Genomic DNA, 25,093 nt, shown 5'->3' on the forward strand with positions numbered 1-25,093 from the left:
GCCGGTCATCCGCTCAGGGCCGCGACCTGCCGGCGCATCAGCTCGGCCAGGGCCTCGGCGAGCGCGACGGGGTCGATCGGGTGGCTGACGACCTGCTCGGCCCGCGACCAGGTGGCCAGCCAGCCGTCGTCGCGGCGCCCCACCAGCAGCAGCACCGGCGGGCAGCGGTAGATCTCGTCCTTGACCTGGCGGCACAGGCCCATGCCGCCGACCGGGGAGGCCTCGCCGTCGAAGACCGCCACGTCGATGCGCGCGGCCGGGTCGGTGTCCTCCAGCCTGCGCAGGACGACGGGCGAGGTCGCGCACTCGACGAACTCCACCTTGGGGACGTCCGCGGCAGGGCGGCGGCCGATCGCCAGCCGCACCTGCTCACGGGTGTCGGCGTTGTCGCTGTAGACCAGCACGCGCATCCTGGCACCCGTGTCCGTACCGCTGACCACCATCGCGCAACCGTCCCATCGCGTCTGTCCGCGGCCGCCGCCATGGGGGGTGCGGCCGAGGCGTTCGTTGGCTGTATGCCTCTGACTGTATTGCCTTGTGGCCCCGCTGCCCAGAAGGGGCTCGGGGCCGTGCCGGGTACTTGAGACCTTCGACACCACAGGATGCCAGCACGCCCGGGCGGTGCGTTAACCCGCCCCCGCGTGTGCGTTACACAACGGTGATGCTTTCGATGCCGGGGCGTTGGTCAGCGTGGGTTGGAGTGTCATTCGCGGGGGTACGAAACGCCCCAGCCGCCCAGGATCGCGATTTTCGGTCCTTCGGGGCGCGTCGTGCGACCGCGAGAGAGGGCCGACCCGCTACAGTAACGTCCCAGTCACGGTGAACAGCCCCTTCGGAGGCTCCGGAGCGCCCCGCGCCGACGCCGATCCGTCGCGTTACGGGGGGTCGGGTACGGGCCTGCGCGAGATGCCGTAATAATGCTCCCGTGGCGACAGCAACCGCGAACCCAAAAACAGCACCGACACCAGCACATGGTGCGGCAAAGCGTCCTGACCTGGTGAGCGTTGGCACCATCGTGTGGTTGGCCAACGAGCTCATGTTCTTCGCTGCGCTGTTCGCGATGTACTTCACCATCCGATCGGTGACGAACGGAAACCCCGAACTGGGGGCATGGCCGGCGACCCACCTCAACGTTCCGTGGGCGTCGACCATCACCATCGTCCTGGTGGCTTCCAGCTTCACCGCGCAGGCCGGCGTCTGGGCCGCGGAGCGCGGCGACGTCAAGAAGCTGCGCATGTGGTTCTACATCACGTTCTTCATGGGCCTGTTCTTCGTTCTCGGACAGGCCTACGAGTACTACGAGCTCATCTTCCACGAGGGCCTGACTCTGCAGTCGAGCGCCTACGGGTCGATGTTCTACCTGACCACGGGCTTCCACGGACTCCACGTCATCGGCGGGTTGGTCGCGTTCCTCATCATGCTGGGACGCACGTACGCCGCGAAGCGCTTCACACACCAGCAGGCGACCAGCGCGATCGTCGTGTCCTACTACTGGCACTTCGTCGACGTGGTCTGGATCGCTTTGTTCTGCACCATCTACTTCATCCAGTAACCCGAAACGGGGAAACCGTGAAATGGATTACCGCGCGGCGACGGCATCCCCTGGCGGGGTATGTCGTCGTCATCCTCGCGCTAGCCCTGTTCGGGGTGGGATACGCCGCCCTGGCGCCCACCGCCGACCAGGCCCAGGCGCAGACCCTCGCCGCTGACGCTCCGTCACAGGATGACGTGAACGTCCTCGAGGGCAAGGAGGTCTTCGACCAGACGTGCGCGACCTGCCACAACTACGACGGCAGCGGGACCGCCAACGGTCCCGACCTCCGTGGCGTCGGCCCCGCGGCCGTCGACTTCCAGGTCAGCACCGGTCGTATGCCGTCCATGGACCCGGACAGCCAGATGCCGCGCAAGCCCATGGCGATGTCCGAGCAGGACCTGCAGAACCTGATCGCCTACTACAACGCGCAGATCAGGACCGACGACCTGGGGCCCGACATCCCCTACGACGTTCCGAACTCCGCGCCCGAGCGCTCGGAGTTCGAGGACGAGGAGGCCTACGAGGCCGCGGTCGAGGAGTACCAGACCGAGTACGAGGCCTACGTCGAGGGTGCCGAGGACACCGACATGGGCATGCGGCTCTACCTGACCAACTGTGCGCACTGCCACGGCTGGTCGGGCGGTGGCGGCGCCCTCACCGACGGCCGCTGGGCCCCCGAGATCCACGACGCGTCCCCGCGCGAGATCTACGAGGCCATGGTCAGCGGCCCCGGCGCCATGCCGATGTTCAGCGACGGCGTCATCGAGCCCGAGGAGAAGCAGGAGCTCATCGCCTATGTGAAGACCCTTCAGGCCGAGCCTGACGCGGGCGGCATCTTCGCCCTGGAAAGGGTCGGCCAGGTGGCCGAGGGCTTCATCGCGTGGGTCGTCGGCCTTGCCCTGATCATTGCCTGCGCGATCTGGATCACCGCGAAGCAGCGAGCCCATGACTGAGAACAACACCAACGACAACAACGAGGCCGGGGGCGCCACACCCGAGCGTGTGGTCGGCACCCCCAAGGCCGGAGAAGGCGTGGTGTCCGGATCCTCCGCGGCTCCGGAGAGCGGCCACGAGGGCCCGTACAAGGCCTCCGAGACGCACGCGCGACCGGAGGAGATGCAGCGCCGGGGCGAGAAGATCGCCTCCCTGTGGTTCGTCCTGGCCTTCCTCGGCGGGATCGGTTTCCTGGCCTCCTACTTCGTGTTCGGACCGGAGGCGATCGCCGAGCCGCAGATCGCCCAGTACTCGAACATGCTGCTGGGCGGCACGCTCACCCTCGCCATGTTCGGTATCGGCGCGGGCATGACGGTCTGGGCCCGCCAGGTGATGCCCCACTACGAGGTGGCCTCGCCCTATGACGAGCTGCCCTCCAACGAGCAGGAGAAGGGCTCCTTCGGCGCGTTCTTCATGCAGGGCGCCGACGAGAGCGGCTTCACCAAGCGCCCGCTGATGCGGCGCACGCTCATCCTGGCGATGGTGCCGCTGGGCCTGGCCCCGATCGTGCTGCTGCGCGACACCGGGCCGCTGCCCGGCGGCAAGCTCAAGAACACCGTGTGGGAGCCCGGGCGCCGCATGTACGTGGAGGGCACCCACCGCGCCATCCGCGCCGAGGACCTCGATAATGATCCCAACGGGATGATCTCGGCCCTGCCCGCGATCGACGACGAGCACCACCCGCACGGGATCAGTCTCAACGAGCAGGCCAAGTCCGTGGTCCTCCTGATCAAGATCCCGGAGGACGACTGGCAGGAGCGGATGAAGGAGGAGGTCGAGGGTGCCGACGGCCAGACGCGTCTGAACTGGACGCACAACGGCATCGTCGCCTACTCCAAGATCTGCACCCATGTGGGCTGCCCCGCAGCCCTGTACGAGAGCACGACGCACCGCATCCTGTGCCCGTGCCACCAGTCGACGTTCGACGCCGCGAACGCGGCCGAGGTCGTCTTCGGCCCGGCGCACCGCCCGTTGCCGCAGCTGCCGATCAGCGTTGACGATGAGGGCTACCTCATCGCGACCGGCGACTTCACCGCGCCGCCCGGTCCGACGTTCTGGGATTACGCGAAGGACTAGTCGATGAGTAAGACCACGCAAGCACCCAAGGCGCTTCGCGGCGTCGGCAACTTCATCGACGACCGCTTCCACCTGGCCAAGACCGGCGAGAAGAACCTGCGCAAGGTCTTCCCGAACCACTGGTCGTTCATGCTGGGTGAGATCGCGCTGTACTCGTTCATCATCCTGCTGGTCACGGGTGTCTTCCTCACGCTCTGGTTCAAGCCGAGCATGGCGGAGATCATCTATGACGGCTCCTACGAGCGCCTCCAGGGCGTTCCCATGTCGGAGGCCTACGCCTCCACGCTGTACATCGACTTCGAGGTGCGCGGCGGGTTCCTGGTCCGCCAGATCCACCACTGGGCCGCGCTGATCTTCGTGGCCTCGCTGGTGGTGCACATGCTCCGCGTGTTCTTCACCGGGGCGTTCCGCAAGCCGCGCGAGATCAACTGGCTGATCGGTGTCGCGATCTTCGGCCTGGCCATGGTCGAGGGCCTCTTCGGCTACTCGCTGCCCGACGACCTGCCCTCGGGCATGGGCGTGCGGATCCTGCAGGGCGTGATGATGGCGCTGCCGCTGGTCGGCCCGTACATCTCGATGTTCCTCTTCGGCGGGGAGTTCCCCGGTGAGGACATCATCACGCGGCTGTACATGCTGCACATCCTGTTGATTCCGGCGCTGCTGCTGGCCCTGATCGTGGCGCACTTCATGATCCTGTGGCACCAGAAGCACACCCAGTACCCGGGCCAGGGACGTACGGACAAGACCGTGGTCGGAACACCCATGTTCCCCGCGTTCGCGGTCAAGGCCGGCGGGTTCTTCTTCTTCACGTTCGCCGTGACCGCGGGTCTGAGCGCGTTCGTGCAGATCAACCCGATCCACCTGTTCGGACCCTTCACTCCGACGTCCATCACCTCCGGGCTCCAGCCCGACTGGTACATGGGCTTCATGGAGGGTGCGCTGCGTATCTTCCCGAACTGGTTCGACCTCACGGTCTTCGGGTACGCGATCCCGACAGCGGTGCTGGTACCGGGCCTGGTCATCCCGGGTCTGCTTTTCGGAGGACTGGCGGCCTGGCCGTTCATCGAACAGTGGATCACCGGGGACAGGAGCGCGCACAACGTCGTTGACCGCCCGCGCAACGCGCCGGTGCGCACCGGCATCGGCGTTTCGGGCATCGTCTTCTACGGTGTGCTCTGGCTCGCCGGATCCAACGACGTGCTGTCGGAGACCTTCTCGATCGAGCTGTACCTGACCACGTACATCTTCCGTGTACTGATCATCCTGGGGCCGGGGGTGGGCTTCTACATCACCAAGCGGATCTGCCTGGGCCTGCAGCGCCGGGACCGGGAGACCCTGGAGCACGGCTACGAGAGCGGGACCATCCAGCAGCTGCCCAGCGGTGAGTTCATCGAGGTGCACAAGCACAACTCCGATGAGACGGTCCACGTCCTGAAGAGCAAGCCGACCATCACCTCGACGGCGCTGGCCGACGACGCCGACGTCGACGACAAGGGTGTGGAGAACCCCGAGGCCCGCAAGGGCACCGGGAAACTCCGTCGCGCCCTGGCACACTGGTACACCAAGGACAACGTGCCCATCGACGATGTGGAGGCGCACAGCGGCCACCACCTGCACCACTCCGCTGCGGAGGGTGAGAAGGAGGCCGTCCACTAGGGCGTCCAGAAGCGTCATCGACGGACCCGGCCGTGAGTGCGGCCGGGTCCGTCGTGTCGTACGCACCCCGCGCGTGCCCCGCCGTCCCTCCCGCCCGCCCCGGCCGTGCGTGTGCCGCCCGGGCAGGGGCGCGGCGGCCCCCCGCGGGCGGACTCTCCGCGCTCGACACCGCGCGTGGGCGGCCGACCCGGGGCGCGGGGCGGTCGGCCCCGCTCCGTCTGGTGGGAGGCGGCGGGCGCCCGTCCGCCGGGGACCAGGCGCCCCGCTCGGCGGGGGGCGGGGGCGGGGGCGGGAACGCCGGGTACCCGTCTGGTGGAGGCCCCGGCGGGGGAGTGGGCGCTCGTCCGGTGCCCCGGGCTCCCCGTCCGGGGTACCCGGAAACGGCGGGAGCCGGCCGCCCCGAGGGGTGACCGGCTCCGGTACGCGCGGTGCTACGGGGCTCAGCCCGCGTAGATGTCGTCGATCTCCTTGCTCCACTGCTTGCTGACCACGTGGCGCTTGACCTTCAGGGAGGCGGTCATCTGGCCGCTCTCCTCGGTGAAGTCGCTCGGCAGGATCTTGAACTTCTTGATGCCCTCGGCCTTGGACACCGCGTTGTTGGCGTTGTCCACGGCCTCCTGGACGGCGGCGTTCAGGTCCGGGTCCTCGGTCAGGTCGGCGATCTCGCCGGTCTTGTTGTTGGCTTCCCTCCACTGGGCGAACGACTCGGGGTCGATCGTGACCAGCGCGGCGATGAACTTGCGGTTGTCGCCGACCACCATGCACTGGCTGACCAGGGCGTGGGCGCGGATGCGGTCCTCCAGCACGGCCGGGGCGACGTTCTTGCCGCCCGCGGTCACGATGATCTCCTTCTTGCGGCCGGTGACGCTCAGGAAGCCGTCGTCGTCCAGTGCGCCCAGGTCGCCGGTGCGGTAGAAGCCGTCCTCGGTGAAGGCCTCCTTGGTGGCCTTCTCGTTCTTCCAGTAGCCGACCATGATGTGGTCGCCCTTGAGGAGGATCTCGCCGTCGTCGGCGATCTTCACGGTGGTGCCGGGCAGCGGCTGGCCCACGGTGCCGATCTTGTTGAACTCGGGGCTGTTCACACAGGTGGGAGCGGTGGTCTCGGTGAGGCCGTAGCCCTCGATGATGGTGAAGCCGATGCCGCGGAAGAAGTGGCCGAGGCGGGCGCCCAGCGCGGAGCCGCCGGAGACGGCGTACTCGGCGTTGCCGCCCAGCGCCGCGAGCAGCTTGCCGTAGACCAGCTTGGCGAACAGCGCGTGCCTGAGCTTGAGCCCGAGGGGGATCCGGCCGGTGGAGAGCGCCTTGCTGTAGGCGATGGCGGTCTCGGCGGCGGCGTTGAAGATCTTGCCCTTGCCCTCGGCCGAGGCCTTCTGCTCGGCCTTGGTGTAGACCTTCTCGAACACGCGGGGGACCGCGAGGAGGAAGGTCGGGCGAAAGACCGAGAACTGCTCGATGAGCTCCGGGCCGGTGGAGGGGAAGTGGCCGAGGGTGGCCTTGGCCTCGACGACCATGACCTGTACGAAGCGGGCGAAGACGTGGGCCAGGGGCAGGAAGAGCAGGGTGGAGGGGTTCTCCTTGCTGCTCAGTACCTGTTTGGCGGGGCCGTTGAGCGCGCTGCGGGCGATGAACAGGAAGTTGCGGTGGGTGAGCTCGCACCCCTTGGGGCGGCCGGTGGTGCCCGAGGTGTAGATGAGGGTGGCGATGTCGTCGACCCTGACCGCGGTGCGGCGCTTGTCCAGCGTCTCGTCGTCGACGCCGGCGCCCGCGGAGCGCAGCTCGGCGTACTCGGGGCCGTCGAACCTCCAGAGCGGGCCGAGCTCGGGGGTCCTCTCACGGATCGACTCCACGCGCTGGGAGTGCTCCTCGTTCTCCACGAAGACGGCCTTGGCGCCGGAGTCGGACAGGATCCACTCGATCTGCTCGGCGGAGGAGGTCTCGTAGATCGGGACGGTCACGCCGCCGATGGACCAGATGGCGTAGTCGACGACGGTCCACTCGTAGCGGGTGCGTGACATCAGGGCGACGCGGTCGCCGTGTCCGATGCCCGCGTCGATCAGGGCCTTGGCGTACGCGGCGATGTCGCCGTGCAGCTCCGCCACGGTGACGTCGTGCCACTGGCCGGACTCCTGCCGACGGGCGGCGACGGCGTCGGGCTCGCTGGCCGCGCGCTCGTAGAGCGTGTCGGTCAGTCGCGCGTCATCGGAGATCTCAGCCTTCGCGGGAGAGCTGTATTCGCGCACGTGGTGCTCCTGGACATGTACGGATTCTGGTGATGGGGACGTGATGACCGTAACAACAGAACCCTACTCGTGAGTAGAAAGGGTGGCCGTTCGGTATCCAAAGGTAATCCTGACGAGGGTGTGGAGTGAGGTGTACGCGCTGTTCACAGCGGTGTCCCCTCCGTGTCGGACGCGCCGGTCCCCGTCCCCGGGGCAGGGTGTGTACGCGGTGCCGGGCCCGTTTCCCGCGGCGCGCGGGGCCGCGCGGGCCGCCCGGGAGCGCGCAGGTCAGGGCAGTGATCCGGGTTACTCCTCGTACGCTCGCGAGACTATACGCCTGACGTGACTTTTGTGCACATCAAGAGAACTATGCGTCGTATGTAACATTTGCGAACTCTGCGGAGTTCCGGGGCGCCCTCCTCCCCGCACCCCGGTTCCGCGCCGCCGCGCGCCCACCCTGGTTCCCCCCTGATCCTGCCCTGAGAAGCCTCCCGGAGGCCCCGGGGGCCGGTTACCGTGAAGCAGAACGCGGCGCGAAGGAGGAACCCGGCATGACGGAGAACACTGATCGCAACGGTGGTGCGGGCGAGGGCAGGAACCCCGACCTCGTCGACGACGCGCTGAAGCTGGTCGACAGCCTCCAGCGCAAGTTGCTGGCGGCCGGGGTCCGGCGCGGGGTCAGTGCCGTCACCTCGCCTCCCCCGAGCAAGGGGGACGTGTGGGAGGAGGCCATCCGCATGGAGTCGGACCAGCGGCGTCCCGCCCTGGACGAGGTCCTCGACATCGTGCGCACGTCCGCCCCCGAGGTCGCCGGCCACCTGGGCCGCGCGGGAGTGGCCCTGGCCGGCGCCCTGGGCCGCACCTGGGACGTGGTCGAGCGCTCCTTGGAGCAGACCCGCGCCGACGCCGCCGCCCAGCGCGGCTCCGCGGGGGAGCCGGAGCCGGGCCGTGGCGGGGCGGCGGACGGTACCGACCGCCAGGTCACGGCGGGGGAGTAGGGGTCGGGGGAACGGGTTCGCCACCGGGGGTGTCCCGGGCGGTCCGGGGCCTGGTTTAATCGAGGGGCCTACCGCATATGGAAACCCCCTGCCATGAACCTTGAGACTTATGTCAGAGTTCGGGCGTAAGTACGAAGGAGCTGCCCCCATGCTGACCATCGGCGTAGACATCGGCGGGACCAAGGTCGCCGCCGGAGTCGTCGACCACGACGGGCAGATCCTGGACAAGGTCAAGTACCCCACCCCCAGCAACGACCCCGGCGGGCTGGCCGACGTCGTCGCCAAGGCCGTCGAAGAACTGCGCGCGACGCGGAGCGGCGTCGAGGCGGTCGGCGTGGGGGTGGCGGGGTTCGTGGACGAGGACCGCGCCACCGTCCAGGTCGCCGTCAACCTCGGGCTGCACGACGAGCCCCTCAGGGACCGTGTCCAGGAGCGCGTCGGCCTGCCCGTCGTCATCGAGAACGACGCCAACGCCGCCGCGTGGGCCGAGGCCAGGTTCGGGGCCGGGCGCGGCAGCGACCACATCGTCTGCGTCACCCTGGGCACCGGCATCGGCGGCGGCCTGGTCATCGGCGGAGCCCTGCACCGCGGCCGCTACGGCGTGGCCGCCGAGATCGGCCACTACCGGATGGTCCCGAACGGGCGCCGCTGCGCCTGCGGCAACCACGGCTGCTGGGAGCAGTACGCCAGCGGCCGCGCCCTGGTCGCCGAGGGACAGGACCGGGCCCGCACCGACCCCCGGGCCGCCGAGCGCATGCTCAAGCTCGCCGACGGCGTCGTCGAGCAGGTCCAGGGCCACGTCATCACCCAGGCCGCGCTGGAGGGGGACGGGGCGGCCCTGGAGTGCTTCTCCGCGGTCGGCGAGTGGGCCGGGCTCGGCCTGGCCGACCTGGCCGCCATCCTCGACCCCGAGTGCTTCGTCCTGGGCGGCGGGGTCTCCGACGCCGGGTCCATCATCCTGGAGCCGGTCCGCGCCTCCTTCGCGCGCCACGTGCCGGGCCGTCCCAACCGCCGCCTGGCCGACGTGCGCCTGGCCGAGCTCGGCGGCGAGGCGGGCATCGTCGGCGCGGGCGACCTCGCCCGGCACTGAGCCCGGCACCGGCCGGTACCGGCGGGCGCCGTCCCGGACGGCCCCGTGCACACGTCGGCCCCCGCGACCTCCACCGTGTGGGGCCGCGGGGGCCGAGTACTCCCTCCGGCCGGTCCGCGCCGCGGCCGGCCCCTCCGGAGCGCCGGGTGCTACCCCTCGGAGCCCTCGCCCCCGCCCTTGCGCGCGGCCCGCTTCTCCTCGCGGCGGGCGCGGCGCTCCTCCTTGCGCCGCGCGCGCTCGGCGCGCTTGCGGTCCTTGCCGCTGGCGTGCTGCTCGCGCCGGGCCTCCTTGGCCTCGGCCTCCAGTTCGGCCTTGACCGACTGCGCGTAGCGGTCCACGTACTCCTGGCCGGACATCTCCATCAGCGCGTACATGATCTCGTCGGTGACCGCCCGCAGCACGCGCGGGTCCTTCTCCATGCCGTAGTAGCGGGAGAAGTCCAGCGGCTTGCCGAACCTGACCTTCGGGCGCACCCCCAGCTTGGGAACGGTGCGGCCAGGGGGCATGATCTTCTCCAGGTTGATCATCGCCATCGGCACGACCGGCGCCCGTGACTCCAGCGCCAGGCGTGCCACACCGGTACGGCCCCGGTACAGCTTGCCGTCGGGGGAGCGGGTGCCCTCGGGGTAGATCCCCAGCAGGTCGCCGCGCTTGAGCACCCTCAGACCGGTGCGCAGAGCCGCCTCGCTGGCCTTGCCGCCGGAGCGGTCGATGGGGATCTGTCCCACGCCGGTGAAGAACGCCCGGCTCACCAGGCCCTTCACGCCCGTGCCGGTGAAGTACTCGGCCTTGGCCAGGAACGTGATCTTGCGCGGCAGCGGCAGCGGACCGAAGAAGTGGTCGGAGAAAGACAGGTGGTTGCTGACCATGATGGCCGGACCCCGGCGCGGCACGTTCTCCACGCCCTCGGCACGCGGTTGCCACAGCACGGCCAGAACCGGCCCCAGGATCGCCTTGACCACCCAGTAGAACATCGCTCAGATCACCCCTGCACACGCGGGGAGCACTGGGCAGGGTCTGCCACGATCACTGTCCCGCTCGGCCGACATTGCCAGGAGGGCCCGCGCCCGAATGACACGGAGGAGAGCCGCCTGACGTGCGCCATCCTCCCACCGTGTGGGGACGAGTGCCAAAGCGCCCCCAATCGGGCCGTCCGCCCGTCGCAGAAGAGGATACTCAGTCGGCCCGCACGGCATGCGACTCCCCCTCCGCGGGCGGGATCCGGGAGCGTTAGTGTCACTCATGACAAACAGTCCGGCGAGCGGCTAGCCTCACGGCTGGAGCCAGGGCCGGCGCGCCCCTGACGACCGCACTCCGGCCACCCGCATCCCCCGTACCGCATGACTCCTGGAGCCGCTCCGTGAGACCGTCCAACGCCCTCCCCCTGATCCCGGGTGCGGAGCCGTTCAGCCACCGCGGGTCGGAGGTCGGCGTCCTGCTCTGCCACGGGTTCACCGGTTCGCCGTACTCGATGCGGCCCTGGGGCGAGTACCTGGCCGCCGCCGGGCTCAGCGTGGAGGCGCCCCTGCTGCCGGGGCACGGCACGGTCTGGCGGGACATGAACCTCACCACCAGCGACGACTGGCTGGCCGAGGTCGAGCGGGCCCTGCTGGAGTTGTCCTCGCGCTGCGCGGAGGTGTTCGTCATGGGACTGTCCATGGGCGGCGCGCTCACCCTGCGCCTGGCCCAGAGGCACCCCGGCCTCGTGCGCGGGGCCGTCCTCGTCAACCCCTCCCTGGCGGTGGAGGACCCCCGGCTGCCCCTCATCGCCCCGTTCCGCCGGGCGGTCGCGCGGGTCATGCCCTCCACTCCCGGCCTGGCCTGCGACATCTCCAAGGACGACACCTCCGAGGGCGGCTACGACCGCGTGCCCACCGCGGCCGCGGCGACACTCCCGAAGCTGTGGCGCGAAGTTCAGGAGGGCATGTCCGGTTTGCGAGCGCCGATCCTGGCCTACCGGAGCACACAGGACCACGTTGTGGGACCGCGCAGTCTGCGTATCCTCGCTAGGAGAGCGGTCAACACCCGGCTGATGATCCACCTGCTCCACGACAGCTACCACGTGGCGACCCTCGACCATGACGCCGCCACCATCTTCGACGGGAGCCTCGCCTTCGTGCGAGAGCACAGTAGAAGCGGGGAAGGAGCCGACCGATGACGCAACGTCGGGGCAACGGCCTGCTCGCCGACGCCTATGTGCCCCTGATCCTGCTCGCGTCCTCGCACGCCGACCTGATGCTGGAGGCTCTGCGCCGCAGCGGTATCGCCGCCTACGCCGTCCCCCTGGACGAGGACGTCCTCGACCCCGCCGGGAGCCAGGACGACGACCCGCCCACCGACCACCTGTACGTGGACGCCGAGGAGAGGGCCGCGGCCGAGCGGGTCCTGGGCGCCGAACTGCCCGAACTGGACGGTCGTCCCGGCACGGCCTCCGACCTGCTGGCGCCGCGTGAGCCCCGGCCCGACGCCGACGACGAGGAGGGCGGAGGGCCCGCCGCCTCCGGCGCCCCCGCCTCCGACGCCCCGGTCGGCGGCGACCTGCTGGACGGCCCGCCCGCCAACGTCGACCCCGACGCCGCTCCCGCCGAGCCCGCCGACGAGGACGAGGTCTGGAACGACCTGGTCGCCCGCTTCTACGACGACGCCGACACCCCCGCCGAGCGGCGCCGCGCCGCCTGGCCCGACGCCGAGAACCTCGGTGCCCCCGACCGGGAGGGGGAGGCCTCCTTCGGCGGCGACCTCCTGGCCGGGGGACCCGGGGAGGCCGACGCCGGCCGCGACGACGAGGACGAGGAGGCCCGCCGCCGGGCCGAGGCGGAACTGGAGGGCCACTACGAGCCGCCGCCCCCGCCGCCCCTGCTCCAGGGCGACCGGACGGGCATCGCGGCCTGGTTCGGCCTGCTGGGCGCGCCGGTGCTGGTGTTCGGCGCGGCCTTCCTCGGCATCACCCTGCCCAACTGGCTGATGTTCGCGGCCGTGCTGGTGTTCCTGGTCAGCTTCGTCGTGCTCATCCTGCGCATGACCGACTCCCGGCCTCCCGGCGACAGCGGGCCCGACAACGGGGCGGTGGTCTGACCCCTGGGCTTCGACGTCCCCCTCTGGCGGTCTTTCGCCGTCTTCCGCACGGCGGCCCTGGCCTACTCCCTGCTCCTCGCCGTCCAGCACCACGAACACCTGTCCCGGCCCTGGCTGGCCTGGGCGGTGCTGGCGGTGATGTCGGCGTGGACCGCGGCCACCACGTACGGTTACGCCCGGCCCGAACGCCGCACCTGGCGCCTGCTCACCGCCGACCTGGCGGTGGCCTTCGGGTGCCTGTTCGCCACCGCTTTCGCGGCCACGCCGTTCTACCTCACCCAGGCCCCGCCGCTGAGCGGCTACTGGTTCGCCGGGGCGGCCCTGGCGGCCAGCGTCATCTGGGGCAGGCGCGGCGCGGCCACCGTCGCCGTGCTCTACGGCGTCTGCGACATCACCCTGCGCGTGGTCATGGGCGCCGCCGTGACCGCCGCGACCGCACGCGGAGTGGTGCTGCTGCTCCTGGCCGGGCTCGCCGTCGGGTACATGGCCCGGGTGGCCGGGCGGGCCGAGGAGCGCTTCGCCCGCGCGGTCGCGCTGGAGGCGCGCATCCGCGAGCGCGAGCAGCTGGCCCGCTCGATCCACGACTCGGTGCTGCAGGTGCTGTCCCTGGTGCGGCGGCGCGGCGCCGAGGCCGGGGGAGAGGCCGCGGAGCTGGGCCGGATGGCCGGGGAGCAGGAGGTGCGGCTGCGCGCGCTGATCACCGACGGGCTGCCCGGTCAGGCGTCCGAGGCCCTGGAGGGGGCGCCGTCGCCCGCGGCCGCGGGCAGGAGCACCGGCCCGGGGGCCGGGAGAGGGGGAGGCGAGGCGGTGTCCCGCGACGCGGTGGACCTGCGTGAGCTGGTGCGCCGCGCCGAGTCGGTCCACGTGTCGGTGTCGGCGCCGGCCACACCCGTCACCCTGCCCGGGCGCACCGCCGAGGAGTTGGCCGCCGCCGTCCTCGCCGCCCTGGACAACGTGCGGCGGCACTGCCCGGCGGACACCCGCGCCTGGGTCCTGGTGGAGGACGAGGGGGACGCGGTGACCGTGTCCGTCCGCGACGAGGGCCCCGGCATCGCGCCCGGACGGCTGGAGGAGGCCTGCTCCGAGGGCCGCATCGGTGTGGCCCAGTCCGTCCGCGGCCGCCTGCGCGACCTGGGCGGCACCGTCGAATACGTGTCGGTCCCCGGGCAGGGCACCGAGGTGGAGATGCGCGTTCCCCGGTCCTGAGACCTGCGCCGCCGCCTTCGAGGGCAGACCGGGGCGCCGGACGGGCCCGGTCGCGACCGCGGGAGGCTCACAGCGGTGGGCCGTGGCCCGGCTCCTCCTGGTGGGAGAAGCGCTGCTCCCGCCAGGGATCGGCCCGGTTGTGGTAGCCGCGCTCCTCCCAGAAGCCCCGGCGGTCCGCGGTCATGTACTCCACCGCGCGCAGCCACTTCACGCTCTTCCACCCGTACAGGTGCGGCACCACCAGCCGCAGCGGGGCGCCGTGCTCGGGGGTGAGCGGCTCCCCGTCCCGGTGGGTGGCCAGCAGCACCCCCTCGGACAGGAAGTCGTCCAGGCGCAGGTTCGCGCTGTAGCCGTACTCGCCCCAGGCCATCACGTGCGTCACCTCGGGCGCGGGAGGGAAGGCGGCGACCAGGTCGGCGGCGCTCACACCGCGCCAGACCACGTCCGGGGTGCTGAAGCGCATCACGCAGTGGAAGTCGCTCACCGAGTCCACGCGCGGAAGCAGCGCGAACTCCTCCCACGTCCAGCGGTAGGCCCCCAGGTCCTCGGTCGCTCCCATGATCCGGAAGTCCCACCTTCGCGGGCGGAACGCGGGCACCGGCCCGTAGTGCAGCGGCTTGTGCTCGTGGCGCACCGCCTGGCCCGGAGGCAGCCGCGGCCGGTTCCCCCGCGTGTCGCCCTCGTCCGTTCCCTCGGACAATCCGTCCCCCTGCTCGTCTCTCGGCCCCCGCGGCCGCGCCCGCCCGGTCGGAGCGGGGCGCGCCCCCGGCGTCTGGCCATCCTGCCAGGCGCCGACGAGAGACAGGTCACTCCCCCCGGGTGTGCGAGATCTCGGGGGGAGTGCGCTATAGTCACTGCCATGCAGCGGAACTTTTGGCGCTTTTATGGCTACCGGCCCGACACCCCGGTCGCCTGTAAAGCGCTGCGCTGACACAGACGACTTGAGCCCCGGGCCGGTAGAGCCCGGGGCTTCTTCGTGTTCCGGGCCCGCATGGTTCGGCCTCCCAACCGACAAGCAGCTAGGGACACTCCACATGGTCATCGTGATGGCACCGGACGCCACCTCGGACAACATCGGCGATCTCGTCGAACTCGTCGCCTCCGCCGGAGGCGAGGCCTACGTGACACGCGGCGTGAGCCGTACGATCATCGGCCTCGTCGGCGACGTCGAGCGCTTCCAGGACCTGGGTCTGGCCGCCAGGCCGGGTGTCAGCGAGGTTCTGCGCATCTCCGTCCCCTACAAGCTCGTCAGCCGCGAGAACCACGACAGCCGCAGCGTCGTCAGCGTGCGCGGCGTGCCCATCGGCGGCGACAACGTCACCGTCATCGCCGGGCCGTGCGCCGTCGAGACCCCCGAGCAGACCCTCGCCGCGGCGAGGATGGCGCTGGAGGCCGGCGCGTCCCTGCTGCGCGGCGGCGCCTACAAGCCCCGCACCTCCCCCTACGCCTTCCAGGGCCTGGGCGAGGAGGGCCTGAGGATCCTCGCCGACGTGCGCGCCGAGACCGGGCTGCCCATCGTCACCGAGGTCGTGGACGCCGCCGACGTCGCACTCGTCGCCTCCTACGCCGACATGCTCCAGGTCGGCACCCGCAACATGCAGAACTTCGCCCTCCTGCAGGCCGTGGGCGACGCGGGCAAGCCCGTCCTGCTCAAGCGCGGCATGAGCGCCACCATCGAGGAGTGGCTGATGGCCGCCGAGTACATCGCCCAGCGCGGCAACCTCGACATCGTCCTGTGCGAGCGCGGCATCCGCACCTTCGAGAAGGCCACCCGCAACACCCTGGACATCAGCGCCGTCCCGGTCGCCCAGAACCTGTCCCACCTGCCCGTGATCGTGGACCCGTCCCACTCGGGCGGCAAGCGCGACCTGGTCCTGCCGCTCTCGCGCGCGGCCGTCGCGGTCGGCGCCGACGGCGTCATCGTGGACGTGCACCCCAGCCCCGAGAGCGCGCTGTGCGACGGCCCGCAGGCCCTCCTGCAGGAGGACCTGGCCGAACTGCGCGACCTGGCGGGCACCCTGGCCACCCTGAACGGGCGCACCCTCACCCCGGCGCCAGGCCTCCAGCCGGCCCCCATGTGAGCCGAGGAGCAGAGACGGCGGCGTCCCGGTCCCGGCACCGGGAACCGGGGCACCGCCGTCGGCCGACCTCCTCGGCCGCGCTCCCGACGGCGACGGCGGTGGTCCTGGTGCGGTGACCGCGAAGGTTCACCGGCTCGCCCATGAGCCGTGACCTTGTACCTGTAGCGAGCTCGGGCGCCCGGACTCGCTACAGGTGAAGATCATCCGGGGTGGAGCACCCGGGGCGCACCGGCAGCGTATCCGGTCGGTGACTAGGCGGGGGTGGCCACCGAGGCGCTCGCGGGGGCCACGCGCCGGGGAGCCTCCTCGCCCAGGAAGCTGGGCTTGTGCACCTGCGCGGTGGTGACCAGGTGCTCGGCCAGCTCCTCGGCGTCCAGGCGCTTCTCGATCTGGCGCAGGTCCGGGATCTTGGCCGCGGTCTCCACCTGGCGCGGGGTGAGCATGGTGCAGCAGTCCTCGTCGGGCAGCTCCGAGATGGCCAGCGTCCCGATCCGGCGCGCGTGGTCCATGATCTCGGTCTTGTCCATGCCGATGAGCGGACGCAGGATCGGCAGGTCCACCGCGTCGTCCAAGGCGGTCAGGTTGGTCATGGTCTGGCTGGAGACCTGGCCCAGCGCGTCTCCGGTGACCAGGCACTCCGCGCCCAGGTCGTCGGCGAGCGCCTCGGCGGTCTTGAGCATCAGGCGGCGCTGGGCGACGATCTGCAGCCGCTCGATCCCCGAGCTCTTCAGCTGCTGCTGGGCCTTGCCGAAGGGGACCACGAACAGCCGCGAGCCCACCTGGTAGCGGTCCAGCTGGCGGACCAGGCTGTAGGCCTTGTAGATGGACTCCGGCCCGGTGAACGGCATCCCGGAGAAGTGCAGGAAGTCGACCTTCAGGCCGCGCCGCATCATCCGGTGCGCGGCGACGGGGGAGTCGATCCCGCCCGACATCAGCACCAGGCCGCGGCCGCTCATCCCGGCGGGCAGGCCGCCCTGTCCGGGCACGCCGTCGGTGAACACGAACGCCTCGTCCCTGTCCACCTCCACGTGCAGGGTGTTGTCGGGCCGCTTGAGGTTCACCTTGTACCCGTGGGCCTCGATGACCTTCGAGCCCAGGTACCCGGCCAGCTCCGAGGAGGTCATCCCGAAACGCTTGTCGCGGCGGCGGGCGCGCACGGCGAAGGTGCCCTCGCGCCCGGCCATGGAGCGCACGCCGATGTCGGTGATCGCGTCCAGGTCCTTGGCCACCCGGCGGACCAGGTGCACCCACACCACGCCCATCACGTTGGCCATGCGGTCGGCGATCTCGGCGACCTCCAGGTCGGAGGCGCCGGGCTTGCGCACGATGATCACGCCCGCGCCGCGCTGGGAGACGCGGACCTCGCCGAGGTCGCGCACGGAGGCGCGGATGTTGTTGTGCAGCCGCCGTTCGAAGAGCTTGCGGTTGGAGCCCTTGAGGACGATCTCGCCGAGCTTCATGAGCACGCAGAGCTCGCCGAGCCCGGCGTCGGGCCCGGCCTCGGCTGCGGGGAGCGGCGCGGACTCAGGCGACGCGGACATGGTGCTACCTCCGGTGGATACCTTCGTGCCCCGGTGCGAGGTGGGTGTGGCGGTGGCGGGACCGGGATCGCCCGTCGCCGTCTTCCAGTATCGAACATCCTCCCCACCGCTCCATCCATTTTCGCGTATGGCGTTGGTGAGGATCGCTACGCGGCGGGGCGTGCCCGGGCCCCGGGGGCGGGGCCGGGGCGCTACCGAACGCGGCGCGCCCCCCTCCCTGGGAGCTGGGAGAGGGGCGCGGGCCGGGCCGGAGGGGTCGGCTCACGTGGCCGGCGGCCGACGTCCGGCGGGAGCCCCGGAGAATCCGGGTCCCGGGCTCCGGGTTCTAGCCGAAGAAGACCTCGGCCTCCTCGTAGCGCTCGGCGGGAACGGTCTTGAGGGTGTCGGTGGCCTCGGCCAGGTTCACGCGGACGATGTCGGTGCCCTGCAGGCCGACCATCTTGCCGAACGCCTTCTCGTGCACGGCCTGGATGGCGTTCACACCGAGGCGGGTGGCCAGGACCCGGTCGAAGGCGCTGGGGGTGCCGCCGCGCTGCACGTGGCCCAGGACCACCGAGCGGGCCTCCTTGCCGGTGCGCTTCTCGATCTCCTCGGCCAGGGTCTGTCCGATGCCGCCCAGCCGCACGTGGCCGAAGGCGTCCTTCTCGCCCGTGGCCAGCTCCATCTGCCCCTCCTTGGGGTGGGCGCCCTCGGCGACCACGATGATGGGCGCGTACTGGGTCTCGAAGCGGCTCTCGACGTGCTTGACGACCTCGTCGATGTCGAAGGGACGCTCCGGGATGAGGATGACGTTGGCGCCCGCGGCCATGCCCGAGTGCAGGGCGATCCACCCGGCGTGGCGGCCCATGACCTCCACCACCAGCGCGCGGTGGTGCGACTCGGCGGTGGTGTGCAGGCGGTCGATCGCCTCCGTCGCGATGTTCACGGCCGTGTCGAAACCGAAGGTGTAGTCGGTCGCGTTGAGGTCGTTGTCGATGGTCTTGGGCACGCCGACGACGTTGACGCCGCGGTCGTGCAGCTGGCGGGCCACACCCAGGGTGTCCTCGCCGCCGATGGCGACCAGGGCGTCGACGCCCAGGCCGGCCATGTTGTCCTTGACCCGCTCGACGCCTCCCTCGATCTTCATGAGGTTGGTGCGCGAGGAGCCCAGGATGGTGCCGCCCCGGGGCAGGATGCCGCGCACGGCCGTCACGTCCAGGGGCATGGTGTCGCCCTCCAGCGGGCCGCGCCAGCCGTCCCGGAAGCCGATGAACTCGTAGCCGTAGTCCTTGATGCCCTTGCGGACCACAGCGCGGATGACCGCGTTCAGACCAGGGCAGTCCCCGCCGCCCGTCAGAACCCCGACTCGCATTCGACTTCTCCTCGACGTTGTGAGCTCCTAGGCGCATGCGCCATATGGTCTAGACCATAGTGGGCGCGGGGACCCGAGGCCAACCCGGGTGGGCGAACACCGGTTGAACTCGGGCGAAGGGGCGTGGGAGCGCTCTCGGCGACAGGCCGGCCACCCGTCCGGGCCCGGTCCCCCGCCGCTTCGCGGTCACCCGTCCAGGCCCTGGTCGATGGCGTAGCGCACCAGCTCCACCCGGTTGTGCAGGTGCAGCTTGGTGAGGGTGTTCTGCACGTGGTTCTGCACCGTGCGGTGGGAGATGGACAGTCGCTGCGCGATCTGCTTGTAGGCAAGTCCCTTGGCGACCAGGCGCAGCACCTCGGTCTCACGGGGGGTGAGCGCGGGCGCCCCGGGCTCCCGGACCTGCTCCGCGGCCGACAGCCTGCGGTACTCGCCCAGGACCAGGCCCGCCAGGCCCGGGGTGTACACGGCCTCGCCGGCGTGCACCCGGCGCACCGCGTCCAGCAGCTCCTCCCGGCCCGCCGACTTGACCAGATAGCCGGTCGCCCCCGCCTTCACCGCCGCCAGCACGTCGTCGCCGGCCCCGCTCGCCGACAGCACCAGCACCCTCGGGGGCTCGGGCAGCGCCACCAGGTCCGCGGTCAACTCGACCCCGGTCATGTCCGGCAGGTGCAGGTCCACCACGGCCAGGGTGGGTCGCGCGGCCGGGGCGATGCGCAGGGCCTTGGCCCCGTCGCCCGCCGTCCCCACCACGTCGATCCCGGCCTCGCCGAGGTCGCGCGCGACCGCGTCGCGCCACATGGGGTGGTCGTCCACCACCAGTACCCGAATCGCCTCGCTCTCCATGCGGGTGAGCCTATCCCGGCCGGGACCGCGCGGGCGGGGGAGGAGACGAGGGGCGTGCGGGCCGGTCGGGCCCGCACGCCCCTTTCGAAGGACCGTGTCCCCGCGCGTTCGGGGGCGGTGCCCCCGGCGCGTGTCAGTCGTCGTCTCGGCCGCGTCCGTCGCCGAAGTCGCCCAGGTCGATACCGCCCGGGGTCGCGGTGAGCGTGATCTCCGTCTTCTTGGGGGCCTTGCCGGTGTGGGACTGGTGCGTCACGACGTCGCCGCCCAGGATCCGTTCGACCTTGACCTTGAAGCCGGCCTCCTCCAGGGCCTTGCGCGCGTCCTTCACCTTCATGTCGACCACGTCGGGGATGGCCACGCCCGGCGGCCCGGTGGAGACGGTCAGGGTGACGGTGCCGCTGGCGCCGACGCTGGAGCCGCTGTCCGGGCTCTGCTGGATCACCTTGCCCTCGGCGACGTCCTCGCTCTCCTGCTCGACCACCTCCACGGTCAGGCCGAGGTCCTCCACGGTCGTGCGCGCGGTCTCCAGGTCCTCGCCGACCACCGGGGGCACCGAGATGCTGCGGCTGACGGAGATCGTGACGGTCTCCTCGCGGTCGGCCTCCTCCCCGGCCGCGGGGTCGGTGGAGACCACCGCTCCGGGTTCGACCTCCTCGGAGTCCACGTCCTCCTGGACGATGTTGTCCGGGGCGAACCCGAGGGTCTCCAACTCCTTGATGGCGTTGGCGGAGTCGTCGCCCGCCAGGTCGGGCATGGGCACCGTCTGCGGCCCCTTGGACAGGTACACGGTGACCTTGTCCTCGGGGGACAGGCTCTCCCCGGCCGCGGGGTCGGTCTCGGCGACCGCACCCTCCTCGACGTCGCTGTAGACGGTCTCCTCGGAGAGCGCGTAGACCAGGCCCTCGGCGCGGATCATCTCCCGTGCGGCCTCGGGTGCGGAGCCGACCACGTCGGGAACGTCCGCGTAGCGGCCGTCGACGAGCCACCAGCCCGCTCCGAGCACGACGAGGGCCAGGACCGCCGCGCCGATCCCGATCAGCAGGTTGCGGCGGCGCCGGTCGTCGGGGCCGTGCCGGTAGTCGTCGTAGCCGTCGTCATCGTCGTAGTCGCCCCCGTCCAGGCCGACGGAGTCCATGTCCACGACCATGGTGGCGTTCTCGGTGCCCGGACCGGCCCCGCCGGCGATGAGCTGGGGGGCGGTGACCGCGGCGGTGGTCGCCGCCGGGGTGACGGGCGTCAGCGGGGCCTGGTCGGACGCCGGGGCGGCGGACAGGCCGTTGAGCACCTCCAGCACCTTGGCCAGGTACTGGCCCGCGTTGCCCAGGCGGTACCTGGGGTCGCGTTCGGTGGCCTTGGTGACCAGGCCGTCCACCTCGGGCGGCAGGCCCGGTAGGAAGTGCGAGGGGCGCGGGACGTCCTCGTTGACGTGCTGGTAGGCGATCGCGATGGGCGTCTCGCCGGTGTGCGGCTGGCCGCCGGTGAGCAGCTCGTAGAGCATGATGCCCGCCGCGTACACGTCGCTGCGCGCGTCGGCGGTGCCCCGCTCGATCTGTTCGGGCGCCAGGTAGGCGGCCGTGCCCATGAGGGTGCCGGTACGGGTCAGGCCCTGGTTGGACTGCTCCACGGCGCGGGCCAGGCCGAAGTCGGCCACCTTGACCCGTCCGTCCTCGGTGATGAGGACGTTCTCGGGCTTGACGTCGCGGTGCACCATGCCCGCCTGGTGGGCGGCGCCCAGGGCGGCCAGCACGGAGGCCATCACGTTCAGGGCGTCGCGCGGAGCCAGGCGCCCCCGGGACTTGAGCAGGTCGCGCAGGGTGCGCCCCGGTACGTACTCCATGGCCAGGAACACGTGCTCCTGGTCCTCGCCCTGGTCGAAGACCTGGACGACGTTGGGATGGGAGAGCTTGGCGACGGAGTGCGCCTCGTTGATGAAGCGCTGGACGAAGGTGGGGTCCTGTGCCAGCGAGGGGTGCATCACCTTCAACGCCAGCCGCCGGTCCAGCCTCAGGTCGTGGGCGACGTAGACGGTCGCCATCCCGCCTCCGGCGATCCTGGACTCGACGAAGTAGCGTCGGTCGAGGGTGGTGCCTACGAGCGGGTCGGAAGTCGTCATGTCCACGGCGGAGTAGTGTCCTTGCTGCGGGGAGCGCGGGCTGTCGCGGCCGGTGGCGCGTACCCGACACCGGGTGTCGAACCGACACGATAGCGGAAGCCCGCGCCAGGTCTGCCCCGCGGTTCGCGGTCGCGCCGCCCGCTCCACCATCGGTGGGGGTGGTCCGCGCCTGGGTCGTCTTCGTGCGCGCGTCGCCCTCTCGGCCGGGGCGCACACCTTTTCCACGGTAGAGGACAGGGCCAAACGCCCCGGGCGTGACGCACCGCGCCTCCTGCCGCGTCCGGAAGGGGCGGCTCTGACCACGGGCGACGGCCTCACGCACCGGGTCGCCGGTGCTCCGTTCCCCGCCCCTGCGGAGCCGGAGGGGAGCGGAGCACCACACGAGTCACAGAGGGAACTTCGGTCTCACCAGCCACATGCGGGTGTTCGCCGGAGGTGGCCCAACTCTCGTCCCTAGTCGATCCCGGGGGAGGAGGCCTGTGCGTGGCGGCGCACCGGGATGCGTCCGGCCAGGCGGGCGCCGCGGCCCGCGCGCACGGCGTCGCGCATCGCCGCGGCCATACGCACCGGGTCCTGGGCACGGGTCACGGCCGTGGCCAGCAGCACCGCGTCGCAGCCCAGCTCCATCGCCAGGGCGGCGTCGCTCGCGGTGCCGATCCCGGCGTCCACGATCACCGGCACGCCGGCCTGCTCCACGATCAGCTCCAGGTTGTGCGGGTTGCGGATGCCCAGTCCGGACCCGATCGGCGCGGCCAGCGGCATCACCGCCGCGCAGCCCAGCTGCTCCAGGCGCCGGGCCAGTACAGGGTCGTCGTTGGTGTAGGGCAGCACGGTGAAGCCCTCGTCCACCAGCTGCTCGGCGGCCTCCAGCAGCTCCACCGGGTCGGGCAGCAGCGTGTGCTCGTCCGCCACCACCTCCAGCTTCACCCAGTCGGTACCCAGCGCCTCACGGCCCAGCCGGGCGGTGCGTACCGCGTCGGCCGCGGTGAAGCACCCGGCGGTGTTGGGCAGCGCGCGGATCTTGTTGCGGGTGAGTACGTCCCACACCGACCCCTGGGTGCCGGGGGAGACCCGGCGCATCGCCACGGTGGTCAGCTCGGTGCCGGAGGTGACCAGGGCGTCCTCCAGGACCTCCAGGGAGGGGGCCCCTCCGGTGCCGGTGATGAGCCGGGAGCCGAAGGCGGTCCCCGCGATCACGAGCGGGTCGTCGGCGTGGGCGGTGTGCTCGGCCATGCTCAGCCTCCCTGTACGGCGGTGAGGACGTCCACGCGGTCGCCCGCGCCCAGCGGGCTGTCGGACCACGCGGCGCGGCGCACCACCTCGTCGTTGACGGCCACGGCGATACCGCCGGGGACCTCACCGTCCCCGGAGGAGGTCAGGTCGCGCACGACCGCCTCCACGGTGGTGCCGTCGGCGACCTCGCGGCGGTCGCCGTTGATGATCAGTTCCACTGCTACTCCCACTGTCTCCGCGTCGTCGTACCGTCACCGCCGGACACCCGGTCCGCGGCGAAGCGCCGGGCGTACTCCGGCAGGTCGCCGGTGGTCAGGGCCCGGGCCATGACCTCGCCGGTGACCGGGGCCAGCAGCACTCCGTGCCGGAAGTGCCCGGCGGCCAGGTGCAGCCCCGGCACCCGTGTGGGGCCCAGCAGGGGCTCGTTGTCGGGTGAGCCCGGGCGCAGCCCCACACAGGTCTCGGTGATCTCCAGTTCGCTCACTCCCGGGACGAGCTCGCGCGCGTCCCGGAGCACCTGCCACAGCCCTCCGGCGGTGAGCGCGGTGTCGTATCCCAGTTCCTCCTGGGTGGCGCCGATGATCACCTCGCCGTCGGCGCGTGGCACCAGGTAGGTCGGAAAGCCCCTGACCAGGCCACGGACCGTCCGGCCAACGATCGGCGGCTCGCCGGCGGGTACGCGGGCGCGCAGCAGTTGGCCCTTGACCGGGCGCAGCGGCGGCACGACCGGTTCGGGAACCCCGACCGCGTCGCCCCAGCAGCCCGCGGCCAGTACCGCCTGGTCGGCGGGCAGCAGGCGTCCGTCGTCCAGGCGCACACCCAGCCGGGTGCCGTCCGGGCCGGGGGCGGTGATCTCCTCGGCGCGCCCGGTGACCTCGGTGACGCCCGCGCGCCCTCCCGCCAGGGCCAGGGCGCGCAGCAGGCGCCGCGGGTCCACGGAGTGGTCGTCGGGGGCCAGGACGCCGCCGCGCACGGACGGGGCCAGCATCGGCTCCAGGCGGCGGCACTCGCGGCTGGTCAGGCGTTCGGTGGCGATGCCCAGACGCCTGTGGAGCTCGTGCAGTTCGGTCAGGACGGCCAGGTCGTCGCGGTCGAAGGCGACCAGGAGCGTGCCGGTGGCGCGGTGGCCCACACCGAGGCCGGAGGCCTCCTCCAGTTCGGCGACGAAGTCGGCGTACATGGCCGCGGAGCGGGTCCCCAGCTCCATGAGGGGCTCCTCGCCGAACACCGCCTCGGTGGCGGGGGTGAGCATGCCCGCCGCGACGGTGGAGGCGGCGCGGGCCGCGGCCGGGTCGGTCACGGGGTCGGGTTCGACCAGGGTGACGGGCAGCCCCTGCTGGGCGGCGCGCCAGGCGGTGACGCGCCCGACGAGGCCGCCGCCGACCACGACGACACCGTGGTCGCCGGTACGCGTTCCGACGGGGCGGGACGTCCCGGAACGGGGGTGGTTCGAAGTGCGCACGGCGCTGAGTTCCCCTCCCTTCGCCGGCATGATCCGGATCAGGTTCGTGCGGTCGGAGGCTCACAGCCTCCCTCTCAGCCGGGTTCCACCCGGCTCCCGCGGGATGTGTGGGTCTGTCCCCTCCATCCTAGGACCTCCTCCGGGACGGGAGCCGGGCGCTCCCCCGGAAGGGGCGCGGCGCCGTCCGCGTCGCGGGTGCGCCGGACGTGCGGGGATGTGGCAGATTGGTGCCGTGACACAAAGCGACATCGACATCGACACACTGGTCGGCGAATGGCTGACCCTCAAGGAGGCGGCCGAGCCGCTGGGCGTGAGCCCGAACCGGATCAAGACGCTGATCCGTGAGAAGCGCATGATGGGTGTGGTCCGCGGCGGTGAGATGTCCATCCCCGCCGCGTTCGTCGACGGCGACGACCTCGTCAAGGGGCTGCCGGGCACGCTGGTGCTGCTCAGCGACGCGGGCTTTTCCACCGAGGAGGCCCTGCGCTGGCTGTTCACCCCCGACGACTCCCTGCCGGGCACGCCCATCCAGGCCATGCGTGAGAACCGGGGCACCGAGGTGCGCCGCCGCGCCCAGAGCATGGCCTTCTGACCCGCGGTCTCGCGGGGCCGGGGCGGGGG

General features: G+C 71.4%; 22 protein-coding genes and 1 riboswitch. Of the genes, 11 read left to right on the plus strand and 11 right to left on the minus strand.

The features are described 5' to 3' along the window. Positions 1 to 5: 5 nt before the first annotated feature. Complete coding sequence (locus A6A08_RS18915; protein WP_073703934.1) at positions 6 to 443, minus strand: hypothetical protein; 438 nt, start codon at positions 441 to 443, stop codon at positions 6 to 8. Positions 444 to 997: 554 nt separating this feature from the next. Between A6A08_RS18915 and A6A08_RS18920 the strand changes: the two genes are divergently transcribed. The 4 genes from A6A08_RS18920 (at position 998) to A6A08_RS18935 (ending at position 5,260) form a co-directional block, all read left to right on the plus strand. Next, on the plus strand, positions 998 to 1,552 hold the full coding sequence (locus tag A6A08_RS18920; protein WP_073703935.1) for a heme-copper oxidase subunit III: 555 nt from the start codon (positions 998 to 1,000) through the stop codon (positions 1,550 to 1,552). 95 nt (positions 1,553 to 1,647) lie between these two features. After that, positions 1,648 to 2,487 (plus strand): cytochrome c, encoded by an 840-nt coding sequence (locus A6A08_RS18925; RefSeq protein WP_242422730.1) that lies wholly within the window; start codon positions 1,648 to 1,650, stop codon positions 2,485 to 2,487. Continuing rightward, positions 2,480 to 3,604, plus strand: coding sequence for a ubiquinol-cytochrome c reductase iron-sulfur subunit (locus tag A6A08_RS18930; RefSeq protein ID WP_073703936.1), 1,125 nt, complete (start codon positions 2,480 to 2,482; stop codon positions 3,602 to 3,604). The genes A6A08_RS18925 and A6A08_RS18930 overlap by 8 nt, the downstream gene beginning before the upstream one ends. Before the next feature lie 3 nt (positions 3,605 to 3,607). Continuing rightward, a complete protein-coding gene (locus tag A6A08_RS18935) occupies positions 3,608 to 5,260 on the plus strand; it encodes a cytochrome bc complex cytochrome b subunit (RefSeq protein WP_073703937.1) in 1,653 nt (550 codons plus the stop codon). 440 nt (positions 5,261 to 5,700) lie between these two features. On the opposite strand, the gene A6A08_RS18940 is transcribed toward A6A08_RS18935, so the two are convergent. Further along, entirely contained in the window at positions 5,701 to 7,500 is a 1,800-nt protein-coding gene (locus A6A08_RS18940; RefSeq protein WP_073703938.1) for a long-chain fatty acid--CoA ligase, read from the minus strand. A 530-nt stretch (positions 7,501 to 8,030) separates the two neighbouring features. Between A6A08_RS18940 and A6A08_RS18945 the strand changes: the two genes are divergently transcribed. Next, complete coding sequence (locus A6A08_RS18945; RefSeq protein ID WP_073703939.1) at positions 8,031 to 8,477, plus strand: hypothetical protein; 447 nt, start codon at positions 8,031 to 8,033, stop codon at positions 8,475 to 8,477. 148 nt (positions 8,478 to 8,625) lie between these two features. After that, on the plus strand, positions 8,626 to 9,567 hold the full coding sequence (locus A6A08_RS18950; protein WP_073703940.1) for an ROK family glucokinase: 942 nt from the start codon (positions 8,626 to 8,628) through the stop codon (positions 9,565 to 9,567). Between the two features lie 149 nt (positions 9,568 to 9,716). Here A6A08_RS18950 and A6A08_RS18955 read toward each other — a convergent pair whose 3' ends face one another. Next, positions 9,717 to 10,541 carry a 1-acyl-sn-glycerol-3-phosphate acyltransferase gene (locus tag A6A08_RS18955; RefSeq protein WP_073703941.1) on the minus strand — a complete coding sequence of 275 codons (825 nt, stop codon included), beginning with the start codon at positions 10,539 to 10,541 and terminating at the stop codon, positions 9,717 to 9,719. A 386-nt stretch (positions 10,542 to 10,927) separates the two neighbouring features. Here A6A08_RS18955 and A6A08_RS18960 point away from each other — a divergent pair, with 386 nt between their 5' ends. Genes A6A08_RS18960 through macS form a run of 3 tightly spaced genes read left to right on the plus strand, consistent with a single transcriptional unit; the run spans position 10,928 to position 13,848 of the window. Next, a complete protein-coding gene (locus A6A08_RS18960) occupies positions 10,928 to 11,725 on the plus strand; it encodes a carboxylesterase (protein ID WP_073703942.1) in 798 nt (265 codons plus the stop codon). Next, complete coding sequence (locus tag A6A08_RS18965; RefSeq protein ID WP_073703943.1) at positions 11,722 to 12,642, plus strand: hypothetical protein; 921 nt, start codon at positions 11,722 to 11,724, stop codon at positions 12,640 to 12,642. The genes A6A08_RS18960 and A6A08_RS18965 overlap by 4 nt, the downstream gene beginning before the upstream one ends. 57 nt (positions 12,643 to 12,699) lie before the next feature. After that, positions 12,700 to 13,848 (plus strand): MacS family sensor histidine kinase, encoded by a 1,149-nt coding sequence (gene macS / locus A6A08_RS18970; protein ID WP_378700352.1) that lies wholly within the window; start codon positions 12,700 to 12,702, stop codon positions 13,846 to 13,848. A 67-nt stretch (positions 13,849 to 13,915) separates the two neighbouring features. Here the strand turns inward: macS and A6A08_RS18975 are convergent, their stop codons facing one another. Further along, on the minus strand, positions 13,916 to 14,548 hold the full coding sequence (locus A6A08_RS18975) for a sulfite oxidase-like oxidoreductase (protein ID WP_083609184.1): 633 nt from the start codon (positions 14,546 to 14,548) through the stop codon (positions 13,916 to 13,918). A 334-nt stretch (positions 14,549 to 14,882) separates the two neighbouring features. Here A6A08_RS18975 and aroF point away from each other — a divergent pair, with 334 nt between their 5' ends. Further along, positions 14,883 to 15,929, plus strand: coding sequence for a 3-deoxy-7-phosphoheptulonate synthase (gene aroF / locus A6A08_RS18980; RefSeq protein WP_073703945.1), 1,047 nt, complete (start codon positions 14,883 to 14,885; stop codon positions 15,927 to 15,929). A gap of 251 nt (positions 15,930 to 16,180) precedes the next feature. Here the strand turns inward: aroF and thiI are convergent, their stop codons facing one another. From thiI to thiO, 7 genes are all read right to left on the minus strand, one after another. Beyond that, entirely contained in the window at positions 16,181 to 17,470 is a 1,290-nt protein-coding gene (gene thiI / locus A6A08_RS18985) for a tRNA uracil 4-sulfurtransferase ThiI (protein ID WP_073703946.1), read from the minus strand. A 325-nt stretch (positions 17,471 to 17,795) separates the two neighbouring features. Then, a complete protein-coding gene (locus A6A08_RS18990) occupies positions 17,796 to 18,821 on the minus strand; it encodes a 6-phosphofructokinase (RefSeq protein ID WP_073703947.1) in 1,026 nt (341 codons plus the stop codon). 186 nt (positions 18,822 to 19,007) lie between these two features. Further along, complete coding sequence (locus A6A08_RS18995; RefSeq protein ID WP_073703948.1) at positions 19,008 to 19,664, minus strand: response regulator transcription factor; 657 nt, start codon at positions 19,662 to 19,664, stop codon at positions 19,008 to 19,010. 133 nt (positions 19,665 to 19,797) lie between these two features. Continuing rightward, positions 19,798 to 21,783: a Stk1 family PASTA domain-containing Ser/Thr kinase gene (gene pknB / locus A6A08_RS19000; RefSeq protein ID WP_073703949.1), complete on the minus strand. Its 1,986-nt coding sequence runs from the start codon at positions 21,781 to 21,783 to the stop codon at positions 19,798 to 19,800. Between the two features lie 447 nt (positions 21,784 to 22,230). Then, a complete protein-coding gene (locus A6A08_RS19005; protein ID WP_073703950.1) occupies positions 22,231 to 23,010 on the minus strand; it encodes a thiazole synthase in 780 nt (259 codons plus the stop codon). A gap of 2 nt (positions 23,011 to 23,012) precedes the next feature. Continuing rightward, positions 23,013 to 23,228 carry a sulfur carrier protein ThiS gene (gene thiS / locus A6A08_RS19010; RefSeq protein ID WP_073703951.1) on the minus strand — a complete coding sequence of 72 codons (216 nt, stop codon included), beginning with the start codon at positions 23,226 to 23,228 and terminating at the stop codon, positions 23,013 to 23,015. Positions 23,229 to 23,230: 2 nt separating this feature from the next. Next, complete coding sequence (gene thiO / locus A6A08_RS19015; protein ID WP_158069296.1) at positions 23,231 to 24,502, minus strand: glycine oxidase ThiO; 1,272 nt, start codon at positions 24,500 to 24,502, stop codon at positions 23,231 to 23,233. After that, a riboswitch (TPP riboswitch) is annotated at positions 24,471 to 24,582 on the minus strand. Its footprint overlaps the gene before it by 32 nt. 104 nt (positions 24,583 to 24,686) lie before the next feature. Between thiO and A6A08_RS19020 the strand changes: the two genes are divergently transcribed. After that, complete coding sequence (locus A6A08_RS19020) at positions 24,687 to 25,064, plus strand: Rv2175c family DNA-binding protein (RefSeq protein ID WP_199866980.1); 378 nt, start codon at positions 24,687 to 24,689, stop codon at positions 25,062 to 25,064. Positions 25,065 to 25,093: the final 29 nt, after the last annotated feature.

Source organism: Nocardiopsis sp. TSRI0078 (genome assembly GCF_001905145.1).
GTDB lineage: Bacteria > Actinomycetota > Actinomycetes > Streptosporangiales > Streptosporangiaceae > Nocardiopsis.

Excerpts from the sequence above, each read along its gene's own strand:
- A6A08_RS18915 (WP_073703934.1), bottom strand. The coding sequence starts at position 443 with ATGGTGGTCAGCGGTACGGACACGGGTGCCAGGATGCGCGTGCTGGTC.
- A6A08_RS18930 (WP_073703936.1), top strand. The coding sequence starts at position 2,480 with ATGACTGAGAACAACACCAACGACAACAACGAGGCCGGGGGCGCCACA.
- A6A08_RS18935 (WP_073703937.1), top strand. The coding sequence starts at position 3,608 with ATGAGTAAGACCACGCAAGCACCCAAGGCGCTTCGCGGCGTCGGCAAC.
- A6A08_RS18945 (WP_073703939.1), top strand. The coding sequence starts at position 8,031 with ATGACGGAGAACACTGATCGCAACGGTGGTGCGGGCGAGGGCAGGAAC.
- A6A08_RS18950 (WP_073703940.1), top strand. The coding sequence starts at position 8,626 with ATGCTGACCATCGGCGTAGACATCGGCGGGACCAAGGTCGCCGCCGGA.
- A6A08_RS18955 (WP_073703941.1), bottom strand. The coding sequence starts at position 10,541 with ATGTTCTACTGGGTGGTCAAGGCGATCCTGGGGCCGGTTCTGGCCGTG.
- A6A08_RS18965 (WP_073703943.1), top strand. The coding sequence starts at position 11,722 with ATGACGCAACGTCGGGGCAACGGCCTGCTCGCCGACGCCTATGTGCCC.
- aroF (WP_073703945.1), top strand. The coding sequence starts at position 14,883 with ATGGTCATCGTGATGGCACCGGACGCCACCTCGGACAACATCGGCGAT.
- thiI (WP_073703946.1), bottom strand. The coding sequence starts at position 17,470 with ATGTCCGCGTCGCCTGAGTCCGCGCCGCTCCCCGCAGCCGAGGCCGGG.
- A6A08_RS18990 (WP_073703947.1), bottom strand. The coding sequence starts at position 18,821 with ATGCGAGTCGGGGTTCTGACGGGCGGCGGGGACTGCCCTGGTCTGAAC.
- A6A08_RS18995 (WP_073703948.1), bottom strand. The coding sequence starts at position 19,664 with ATGGAGAGCGAGGCGATTCGGGTACTGGTGGTGGACGACCACCCCATG.
- A6A08_RS19005 (WP_073703950.1), bottom strand. The coding sequence starts at position 23,010 with ATGGCCGAGCACACCGCCCACGCCGACGACCCGCTCGTGATCGCGGGG.
- thiO (WP_158069296.1), bottom strand. The coding sequence starts at position 24,502 with ATGCCGGCGAAGGGAGGGGAACTCAGCGCCGTGCGCACTTCGAACCAC.
- A6A08_RS19020 (WP_199866980.1), top strand. The coding sequence starts at position 24,687 with ATGTGGCAGATTGGTGCCGTGACACAAAGCGACATCGACATCGACACA.